The organism is Anaerostipes sp. CAG:276, assembly GCF_000432215.1.
GTDB lineage: Bacteria > Bacillota > Clostridia > Lachnospirales > Lachnospiraceae > Anaerostipes > Anaerostipes caccae.
In genome coordinates, this window is sequence record NZ_FR889207.1 from 107389 (window position 1) to 115928 (window position 8540).

The 8540-nt window shown below is 45.2% G+C and carries 8 protein-coding genes; 4 read left to right on the forward strand and 4 right to left on the reverse strand.

What is annotated here, in order from left to right; translation table 11 throughout:
• Positions 1–807 (reverse strand): MATE family efflux transporter (locus tag QVP35_RS15815; RefSeq protein ID WP_288187982.1); only part of this gene is annotated, 807 nt, incomplete at its 3' end.
• A 209-nt stretch (positions 808–1016) separates the two neighbouring features.
• Between QVP35_RS15815 and cysK the strand changes: the two genes are divergently transcribed.
• The 3 genes from cysK (at position 1017) to coaE (ending at position 5361) form a co-directional block, all read left to right on the forward strand.
• The gene (cysK, locus tag QVP35_RS15820) at positions 1017–1946 is read left to right on the forward strand and encodes a cysteine synthase A (RefSeq protein ID WP_009289882.1); all 930 of its coding nucleotides are present in this window, start codon (positions 1017–1019) and stop codon (positions 1944–1946) included.
• Positions 1947–2118: 172 nt separating this feature from the next.
• Positions 2119–4761 (forward strand): DNA polymerase I, encoded by a 2643-nt coding sequence (polA, locus tag QVP35_RS15825; protein WP_118476211.1) that lies wholly within the window; start codon positions 2119–2121, stop codon positions 4759–4761.
• Positions 4762–5361 (forward strand): dephospho-CoA kinase, encoded by a 600-nt coding sequence (gene coaE / locus QVP35_RS15830; protein ID WP_006567301.1) that lies wholly within the window; start codon positions 4762–4764, stop codon positions 5359–5361.
• On the opposite strand, the gene QVP35_RS15835 is transcribed toward coaE, so the two are convergent.
• From QVP35_RS15835 to QVP35_RS15845, 3 genes are all read right to left on the reverse strand, one after another.
• A complete protein-coding gene (locus QVP35_RS15835) occupies positions 5358–6122 on the reverse strand; it encodes an N-acetyltransferase (RefSeq protein ID WP_006567300.1) in 765 nt (254 codons plus the stop codon). The two genes, coaE and QVP35_RS15835, sit on opposite strands and share 4 nt — an antisense overlap.
• A 73-nt stretch (positions 6123–6195) precedes the next feature.
• Positions 6196–7086: a DUF3298 and DUF4163 domain-containing protein gene (locus QVP35_RS15840; protein ID WP_009289877.1), complete on the reverse strand. Its 891-nt coding sequence runs from the start codon at positions 7084–7086 to the stop codon at positions 6196–6198.
• On the reverse strand, positions 7079–7570 hold the full coding sequence (locus QVP35_RS15845) for an RNA polymerase sigma factor (RefSeq protein ID WP_009289876.1): 492 nt from the start codon (positions 7568–7570) through the stop codon (positions 7079–7081). The genes QVP35_RS15840 and QVP35_RS15845 overlap by 8 nt, the downstream gene beginning before the upstream one ends.
• A gap of 185 nt (positions 7571–7755) precedes the next feature.
• Between QVP35_RS15845 and QVP35_RS15850 the strand changes: the two genes are divergently transcribed.
• The gene (locus tag QVP35_RS15850) at positions 7756–8535 is read left to right on the forward strand and encodes an MBL fold metallo-hydrolase (RefSeq protein ID WP_022261407.1); all 780 of its coding nucleotides are present in this window, start codon (positions 7756–7758) and stop codon (positions 8533–8535) included.
• Positions 8536–8540: the final 5 nt, after the last annotated feature.

Below are 8540 nucleotides of genomic sequence, written 5' to 3' on the forward strand. Positions count from 1 at the left end.
GGTAATGGCTGCAACAGTCTGTGTCCCGAAGCCGTTCATAAAATTTTGTAGGATAAGACCGCCGAAGGAGCTGATACAGGATTGGATCATCGGAGGTATGGCAAGATGAAGACCTTCTTTTAAAACGGCGTGATCCATAGTCCATTTTTTTATGGAGAAACACAGACAGGGATAATTTTTTACACTGTATAGAATGATGAATACAGTCATAACCATCTGAGAGATTACTGTTGCGGCTGCCGCGCCGGCAGCACCCCAGTGCATCATTCCCACAAAGATAAGATCCAGCACAACGTTTACGACAGACGAACAGAGGACAGAACCAAAAGGAGCCCGGCTGTTTCCGATGCCGCGGAGGGCCGAGGTGTAGACGTTATATACGGCAAGAAACGGTAAGCCGATCAGTATGATCTGAAGATAATTTTTTGCCATATGTATGGTTTCCGGTGTCGTATTCATGATTCGGAGCAATGGATAAGCGCCCGGAATGCCTGCTGCCGGGACAAGTAAAAAAATACACCCGAGTACAACGGTGAATACGGACAGAGTCTTTGAGATCTGATCTTTTTTTCCGCCGCCGAATTTTTGGGCAAATAAAATGGAAAGACCGAGGGTAAATCCTGTTATGGCAGTGAGGAACAGGTTAATGACCGTAGTTGTAGAACCGATGGCGGCCAGGGCGTTTTCTCCGGCTACATTTCCGACAATAAATGCATCCGCCCAGTTATAGAGCTGCTGCAGAATACCGCTTAAGATAAGCGGTATGCAGAATTTGATCAATGTAATTGCAGTTTTTTCTCTTTTCATAATTTTTTATTCATTTCTCCATAGTAGAATAAAGCGGGCCAAATGCGAAACAACATAGAATATACCAAATAAATGAATCTTTTTCAAGGAAGAGGAGACAGGTGAAATTTTGTTTTTTCAAAAAGGTATTGACATAGAAAAAGGTATTGCATATAATAATTACATACTAAACACGTAGGAAATGTAGGAATATAAAAAGGAGAAGAACTATGGCAGGAATCTATCAGAATGTGACAGAATTAATCGGAAACACCCCGTTGGTCCGTTTGAACCGTCTGGAAAAGGAATACGGAGCAGATGCAGAGATCATTGGGAAACTGGAATATTTTAATCCGGCAGGAAGCGTCAAAGACCGTGTGGCGGCACAGATGATCGAAGACGCTGAGGCGGCAGGAAAGCTGAAAGAAGGGTCCGTCATCATTGAGCCCACATCCGGAAATACAGGAATTGGACTGGCGGCGATCGCGGCATCCAGAGGATACCGCATCATTCTTACGATGCCGGAGACTATGAGCGTGGAACGGCGGAATCTGCTGAAGGCATATGGAGCGGAAGTCGTACTGACAGACGGTACGAAAGGAATGAACGGCGCTATCGCCAAGGCCGAAGAGCTGGCAAAGGAACTGGAAAACAGCTTTATTCCCGGACAGTTTGTCAATACATCTAATCCGAAGCGCCATAAGAAGACTACCGGACCTGAGATCTGGAACGATACGGAAGGAAAAGTCGATATTTTTGTATCAGGGATCGGAACCGGAGGTACGATAACCGGAACCGGAGAATATCTGAAAGAAAAAAATCCGGATATTCAGATCGTGGCAGTGGAGCCGAGCAGTTCCCCTGTACTTTCAAAAGGGCAGAGCGGACCTCATAAGATTCAGGGAATCGGGGCAGGCTTTGTTCCGGATGTACTGAATACAAAGATCTATGACGAGATTATTGCTGTCGATGATGCGGATGCCTTCGAGCTTGGAAGAGCCATCGCCAGAAAAGAAGGGATTTTAGTGGGGATTTCTTCAGGGGCCGCCCTCTGGGCCGCCATTCAGCTTGCAAAACGTCCGGAGAATAAGGGTAAGAAGATCGTTGCCCTGCTTCCGGACACAGGAGACAGATACCTTTCAACACCGATGTTTTCATAATAAACTTACGGATGGGCCTGATATGTGCTTTTATAAGTACATATCAGGTTTTTTCTATGAGTATGCGCGGCGGAAGCGGGGAAATAATATAGAAGGAGAAAAGAAGATAACATGAAGTGGACTAGACTATTTTCTTTGTGTTACAATAATGATAATTGTTTAAAAAAGGAGAATGTCCATTATGGAAAAGAAATTAATGCTGATCGACGGCCACAGCATCTTAAACCGGGCCTTTTATGCGCTGCCGGATATGACTAACAGTAAGGGCCTCCATACCAATGCGATCCTTGGATTTTTAAATATCATGTTTAAATTTCTGGATGAGGAGAAGCCGACCCATTTTGCGGTGGCTTTCGACTTGAGTGCGCCTACTTTCCGGCATGAAATGTTCAAGGAATATAAAGGAACCAGAAAACCTATGCCCGAAGAATTGAGGGAACAGGTGCCTGTGATCAAAGAGGTTTTAAAAGCCATGGATATACCGCTGATGATGGAAGAAGGCTATGAGGCAGATGATTTGCTTGGCACTATGTCTGTGATCGGAGAAAAAGAGGGTTATCAGGTTCGGATCATTTCCGGAGACAGAGATCTTCTGCAGCTGGCCACAGAAAATGTTCAGATTCGTATTCCAAAGACCAAGGGCGGCGGAAATGTAGTAGAAGATTATTTTGCAAAAGATGTCATGGAAACTTACGGTGTGACACCGAAAGAATTCATTGACATGAAGGCTTTGATGGGAGATGCTTCCGACAATATTCCGGGTATTCCCGGAATCGGAGAAAAGACTGCGTCCAAGATCATCAAAGAGTTTAAGAGTATAGAAAATGCTTATGAGCACATTGAGGAAGTGATGCCGAAGCGGGCTAAAAATAAGCTGGAGGAATTTTATGACCAGGGAGTGCTGAGCAAAGAACTGGCGACGATTAAATTAGACTGTCCGATCGAGCTTTCTTTTGAAGATGCCAAGTTCAATGATATTTTTACAGGGGAGGCTTATCAGCTTTTAAAACAGCTGGAGTTTAAGTCAGTTTTAAAGAAATTTGACGGGGAACACGGAGAAGAATTTTCGGTAAATCTCAAAAAGGTTTTTGAGCTGGATGAGGCAGATCAGATATTTTCCAGAGCAAAAAAATGTGAGGCGGCAGGGCTTGCAGTCTATCATGAGCAGGAAAATACGTTTTTTGGGCTGTGTATAGAAGGAAAAGAGACATTTCTGTTTCAGACAGAGGGCTTTCTGACCAGGGATTATCTGATGGGGCAGGCAGGAGAACTTTACCGCACCGTACCAAGAGTCAGCATGCTGAATGTAAAGGAATTTCTGGACGAGTTGTCATTGAGTGAAGATGACAAGAGCATCTTTGACGCGGCTCTGGCGGCGTATCTTATCAATCCGTTAAAGAGCACTTATGAGTACGATGATATTTCCAGAGACTATCTGGGGATCATGCTGCCTTCCAAAAAAGAACTGCTGGACAAGAGGAAAAGTATTTTTGAAGAGGGGAAACTGCTGCCGGAAGGAGAGCAGATCATCGGCTATGAGGCCTATGTGGCATGCGCGTGCATCGAGCCTTTAAGAAAAAAACTTACAGAAACCGGGATGCTTTCCCTGTATGAGGAGATAGAGATCCCGACGATGGTAGCCCTCCACGACATGGAAGTCAGGGGCATCCACGTGGACCGGAAAGCATTAAAGGAATATGGGGATCAGCTGATCGGGCGTATTGAGGAACTCAGGGAACTGATTTATAAAGAAGCCGGGGAGGAGTTCAATATCAACTCTCCGAAACAGCTTGGTGTCGTTCTGTTCGAGCATATGAAGCTGGAGGGCGGGAAGAAGACCAAGACCGGTTACTCCACCAGTGTGGATGTTCTGGAAAAGATTGAGCATTTATATCCGATTATTTCCTACATTCTTGAGTACAGACAGCTCACCAAGCTGAAATCGACGTATGCGGACGGGCTGGCTAACTATATCGGCGATGACGAAAGAATCCACGGAAAATTCAACCAAACCATCACAGCTACCGGAAGGATCAGCAGCACCGAGCCTAACTTACAGAACATTCCTGCCAGAGTGGAACTCGGCCGGGCTATCCGGAAGGTGTTTCTGCCGGAGGAAGGATATACATTCGTGGATGCGGATTACTCTCAGATCGAACTGCGGGTGCTGGCCCATCTTTCCAGAGACAAGAATCTGATCCACGCCTATGAGATGGAACAGGACATTCATGCCAGAACAGCTTCCGAAGTGTTCGGTGTGCCGATTGATCAGGTGAGCAGTATCCAGAGGCGGGACGCCAAGGCGGTCAACTTCGGGATTGTCTATGGACTCAGCGCTTTTGGCCTGAGTCAGGATTTAAAGATCACCAGGAAACAGGCACAGGAATATATCGACAAATATTTTGAGACTTATCCTAAAGTAAAAAAATACCTGAACAGGGAAGTGGAAAAAGGAAAAGAAGAAGGCTTTGTCACTACGATGTTCCAAAGAATCCGGCCGATACCGGAATTAAAGTCCAGCAATTTTATGCAGAGAAATTTTGGCGAAAGAGTAGCCATGAACTCTCCGATCCAGGGATCAGCGGCTGATATTATAAAGATCGCCATGATCCGGGTCAATATGGAACTGAAGAAAAGAAAATTAAAATCCCGGCTGATCCTGCAGATCCATGATGAACTGCTCATAGAAGCCCATGACAGCGAAGTGGAAGAAGTGAAAGGAATACTAACCAGAGAAATGATGAGTGCCGCAAAGCTCTCTGTGCCGCTGAGCATTGACATTCACACCGGAAACAGCTGGTATGAGGCAAAATAAATGAAGAAAGTCATTGGAATCACCGGAGGCGTAGGCTCCGGGAAGAGTGAAGTATTGAACATTTTAAAAAAAGAATACGGGGCCGGTCTCATCGAGGCGGACCGGGTGGCCCATGAGCTCATGGAGCCGGGAGCCGAAAGTTATGAGGCTGTTGTGAAGAAATTTGGAAACAGCATTTTAACGGATGAGGGAACGATCGACCGTGCGGCTCTGGGTGCCATTGTGTTCAGGGACAAAGAAAAACTCGCGGTTTTAAACAGCCTTACCCATCCAAATGTGGAGAGAGAGATCCTGTGCCGGATGGACAGGATGGAGAGTGATCCGGATATCCGGCTGATCGTCTACGAGGCAGCCCTGCTCACAGGGGCAGAATTTGAACAGAGATTTGACCAGCTCTGGTATGTATTTGCCAGAGAAGATCTGAGATTTCAGAGACTGAAAGAGGGAAGAGGCTACTCGGATGAGAAGACGGCTTCTATGATCAAAAGCCAGCCGGGAGAAGAAAGCTTCCGAAAAGCGGCGACGCATATCATTGATAATTCCGGGAGCCTGAATGAGACAAAACAGCAGATTGCAGAAATATTGGGAGCAGAAGTTTAAAAGTTCTGCTCTATGAATTTTTCAAATTTTTTCTCGGACAGTATTTCATTTGTAATAAAACGGCCCTGATAAAACAGGCTGAAAGCAGTAAACGGAGCAGGAGCATTTTGTGCCTGCTCCGTTGTTTGAATTTTGTGGACGGAGAGGGGCAGGCTGTGGCTCTCTGCGATTTTTTGAAGCAGAGGGACATATTTTGCAGTGTGCGGACACTGACTGCTGTAATAAATAACCATTCCATCCTCCGGAATTCTCTCCTGTTTGACACAGTCTTTGAATGCCGGGACCGGTGCGTCATCGGAGAACGGAAGATATAACAGCTCGTAAAACGGATCTGCGGTATCGGCAGTCTTAAACCCTCTGTGCTTCAAGTATCCGGGATCAGACAAAAACGGTTTCTTCTTTGCGGAGGACAGGGCTGTGAGACCGGATTTTCCTGCCTTTTTTGCATCGTCAATGCACTGGTTTAAAAGCTGGTCAGAATAACCCTGGCCTTTATACTTTCCGGAGACCCAGAGACAGTTGATGTGCATATATTGTTCGGCCAGTATGGGAATCCATGCGTGTTCGGCAGGAATATACTCGATAAATACTTTTCCGCGGACATTTAGCTTTCTGAACACCAGCCCGTCCGGAAAACGTTCCTGCATCCAGGCTTTCTTGGAAGATACGCAGGTTTCACCTTTCTTGTCGGTGATAGCGCAGCAGATGTGTTCTTGATCAATATTGCTTTGGTCTACAGCGATTATTTTTAATTCATCCATTAATAAAACTCCTTTCCTGATAGTTCCATTATAGCAGAAAAAACCTGACAGCACTGTGTCAGGTTTTTGTTCCTTATTCCAAGATAGAAGAAAGCAGTTTCTTTGAAATTGTAAATTCAGGGGCGCCCATATATCCCGGAGCAACTTCATATTTATCAAATACGATCACCAGGTCCCCGGAAGATGTTAGATAGAAATTCTGTGAGCCGGAGATTTTTTTGAATTCATCTACCGGCACATCGTCTTTTTTCGTATCGATGAAATAAGACTTGGAGGAATCTGCTTTCATCTGCTGTCTCATCTGTCTGCGGATTTCTTTGGATATGACAGCCCGGTAGTCCGCTTTCTCCTGAAACAGGCTGCCAAGCTTCATGATCCTGCCGGTCTTCTTGCTGATATTATAAATACGGCTGAAAGAATCGGAGCTTGCCTCGGAAGTCTCGGTGCGGATTCGGATAGAAAGGAAAGAGTCATTGTTCAGAAGCACTTGGTAGTCTGTCGTGACACTCTTATGTCCGCCGCCGTTCTTTCGCAGATCTTTTGAAAATTCTTTTTTTATCATATCCGTATAACGGGCCATTTCCCTGTTTAATTCTTTCTGTGTTTTTTTGTCCTTAAGACCTGTCACTTTCGGAGTCTTGATCTCTGCTTCCATGTAATTTTTCTTCTCCTCATAAGAATGGAAGGTGACCACTCTGACGATGTTTTTTAACACGGGAACCTTTGTCATGGCGTAGGCCATGTTTTGATTGGCATTTGCCGCGACGGTGATGACAAAAAGTGCTGCTGCGGCAGATATTCCAAGCTTTGCGGCAATGCCTGTGAACCGCGCTTTTTTCCTGCGGCTTTCGTTTTCAGATTTTCCTGCTTCGATTGAGCTTTTTACCTTTTGTTTCAGATCTTTCGGAATTTGAATGTCCTCATACTGCTGTTTGAGATGATCCAATTTCTTTTTTTTATTCATAATGTTCTTCTCCTTCTGCCAATTCAGTTTTTAATTTTTTGAGACTGCGGTAAAGCACTGATTTTACTGAGTTTAAGTTTTCGTTTAGTATCTCAGCGATTTCAGCAAGCTTCATGTCCTCGAAGAAACGGAGGACGATGACCTGCTTTTCCCTGGGACTCAATACATTTAATGCGTCCAGCGTATCAAAATCCTGGTAGGAATCCTCGGCACCGTATTCGTAGTCTTCGATTCCGATGACTTCCTTCTTATTTTTTCTGATCAGATCAATGGCCGTGTTGATGGTAATCCGGTAAATCCAGGTTTTCAGATACCGGGGCTTTACCGTCTGACATTTGGTGATAGCCTTGTATGCGCTTTCCTGAACGATGTCCATGGCATCGCTCTCATTATGGACATAGGTGTAGGCCATACGGTACAGGCTTTCATATTCATCGAGAATGATACCGGCTGTCAGATCTTCCATCTTCTGTGTCTTTTTCATGAATGGAACCTCCTTGTTTTGCAGCTACAAAAGTTAGACGGAGCAGGAAGAAAAATAGTTTCAAATTTTAAAGCGTGACGGAAATAGTGGCAAAAAACCTATACAATTTTTATTACCTTATGATATAATGGCAGATAGATTCGGCGCAAGTGTTTATGCGGACGAAGATGAATTGAGGTAGAAGAATGGAATTAACAAGTATTGCAAGCAGCAGCGAAGGCAACTCTATATTCGTAGGTTCAAAGGAAACCAAGCTTTTGGTGGACTGCGGCATCAGTGCCAAGAGGATTGAAAAGTCTCTGGATGAACTGGATACCAGGGCGTCTGAGCTTTCCGGCATACTGATCACCCATGAGCACTCCGACCACATCAAGGGGCTGGGAGTGATGCTGAGAAGATATGGACTTCCGGTCTTCGCCACGGCAAAGACCATCGACGCGGTTTTGGACAGCAGGTACATCGGAAAGGTAGACAAGGACTTGTTTCATCCGATTGAGGCGGATCACCCGTTTCAGCTCGACGATATCACAGTGGAGGCGTCCCATGTCTGGCATGATGCGGCAGATCCGGTCTGCTATTCCTTCTGTTCAGAAGGGTTTAAGGCCAGTATTGCCACGGATCTTGGGGACTACGATGAATATCTGGTGGAAAAAATCAGAGATTCCCATATCCTGTTTGTGGAGGCAAACCATGATGTGAATATGCTCCAGGTGGGAAGTTATCCCTATTATCTGAAGAGGCGCATACTGGGAGACCACGGACACCTGTCCAACGAACGGTGCGCCCAGCTTATAGAAGACACAGTGACAGAAAAGACCCAGAAGGTTTATCTGGGACATTTAAGTAAGGAGAACAACTTTGCCGAGCTGGCCTATGAAACCGTTAAGGTTGCATTAGAGAAGCCGGATTTTCTGATGGAAGTAGCAAAAAGAGACTGCATTTCATCCATCACAAAAGTCAGTTAAGATAC

What these genes read in the sequence shown, in the direction of transcription:
- cysK (WP_009289882.1), top strand. Translation starts at nt 1,017, where the DNA reads ATGGCAGGAATCTATCAGAATGTGACAGAATTAATCGGAAACACCCCG.
- polA (WP_118476211.1), top strand. Translation starts at nt 2,119, where the DNA reads ATGTCCATTATGGAAAAGAAATTAATGCTGATCGACGGCCACAGCATC.
- coaE (WP_006567301.1), top strand. Translation starts at nt 4,762, where the DNA reads ATGAAGAAAGTCATTGGAATCACCGGAGGCGTAGGCTCCGGGAAGAGT.
- QVP35_RS15835 (WP_006567300.1), bottom strand. Translation starts at nt 6,122, where the DNA reads ATGGATGAATTAAAAATAATCGCTGTAGACCAAAGCAATATTGATCAA.
- QVP35_RS15840 (WP_009289877.1), bottom strand. Translation starts at nt 7,086, where the DNA reads ATGAATAAAAAAAAGAAATTGGATCATCTCAAACAGCAGTATGAGGAC.
- QVP35_RS15845 (WP_009289876.1), bottom strand. Translation starts at nt 7,570, where the DNA reads ATGAAAAAGACACAGAAGATGGAAGATCTGACAGCCGGTATCATTCTC.
- QVP35_RS15850 (WP_022261407.1), top strand. Translation starts at nt 7,756, where the DNA reads ATGGAATTAACAAGTATTGCAAGCAGCAGCGAAGGCAACTCTATATTC.